The sequence below is a fragment of the Dokdonia ponticola genome, assembly GCF_042653865.1.
GTDB classification, from domain to species: Bacteria; Bacteroidota; Bacteroidia; order Flavobacteriales; family Flavobacteriaceae; genus Dokdonia; species Dokdonia ponticola.
The window spans coordinates 1-1,339 of sequence record NZ_JBHSFV010000039.1 but is presented as its reverse complement, the minus strand read 5'-3'; the positions used below and the strand labels follow the sequence as shown (position 1 = coordinate 1,339).

The window sequence follows — 1,339 nt, the reverse complement described above, 5'->3', positions numbered from 1 at the left end:
CATCAGCATCAGCATCACACGCTCGTAAATCCTCAATTTCTAATGGAAGATCAGGCTTCGGGAAGACCAAAAGTTCAAAACTGTAGAGCTTGAAACATCCTGTAATGGTATTTTCTGCGACAAAGAATAACTCGGTCATTCCTGAAATGTTATTGTAAAGCACACTAATATCTATCTGTCCCGTACCATCATCAATTTGCGCATTGTCAAAGGTTTCATAAAAACGGAAAACAACATCAGGTAAACTTACCCCAAGTTCATTGGCATAGGCTTGAAGATCAAATTCTCCAAAACCATCATTGTCATCATCACAGGCAATCGCTGGAGGAACAGGATCAATAAAGGGTATTGGGTTGACCAGTAGCTCAGCCGTAGTTTGTGCCATACACATCGCTGAGGTGGTACTACTGATCTGCACTAAAATCGTTTGATTGTTAGGTGTGGTATTGACATAGGCATTAGCTGGGTCTATAAAAATACCTGCATCTAGATCGGCTTGTGTTTCGTAATACGTTACAACAAGACTGGTATCTCCTGCCGTGATACCTGCATCTAGCAAGGTCAGGTCAAAGGTGGTAATCCCATCGATATCTGTACCGACTAATGGGCCTTCGCTATCACATGCCTCTAGTGGCGCAGTAGGAGGAACAAAAACAGGAAGCTGTTCTATAGTGGCATTAAAGAAGGTCACCGTAGCACATCCCGTAGCTATATTTTCTAAACGTACCCACACCACAGCACCAGGATCAGTCACTAAATAATTGACTGGATCGCCAATAGGAAGCATATCCATCTCTGCATTTACTTGGCTTTCATGGTAGGTCAGATCATATTCCATAGAATCCAATCCTCCATAAATTACTCCATCATTCTGAGTTAAATCAAAGATCAATTGATTGGTGCCATTGGTACATTCGATGATATCGGGAACAGGAAGATTAATCAGTGGAATTGGATTGACAATCAGTTCGAGTTCAATGATTCTAAAACACTCCGTGCTTGTGGCAGGATCATTATCGGTGGCACGCACAAAAATCGTGGCACTTGGACTGGCATAATTCGCTGGATCAGCAATCGCCGGAGTACCCGCTTCCGCGAAAGCGAGACTTTCGTGAAAACTCAAATCAAAATTGGTCTCACCATTTTCGATATTAACCGTCACCTCCATGGTAAGATCAAAAATAGCAATCCCATCAAAATCATCATCACATACCTCTACCGCAGCTATGGCTGTAGGTGAGGGTAATTGATTCACCACTAAGGTTAGGGTAATTAACTCATAACAGCCTGTTACCACATTCTCCACACGTACCCAAACGGTCTGTGAAGCAGGAATCAT

1 pseudogene is annotated in these 1,339 nt (G+C 42.6%); it reads right to left on the bottom strand.

Annotated features, from left to right (window positions below):
• Positions 1-1,339: pseudogene (locus tag ACFO3O_RS22500) on the bottom strand (T9SS type B sorting domain-containing protein); the annotation flags it as partial.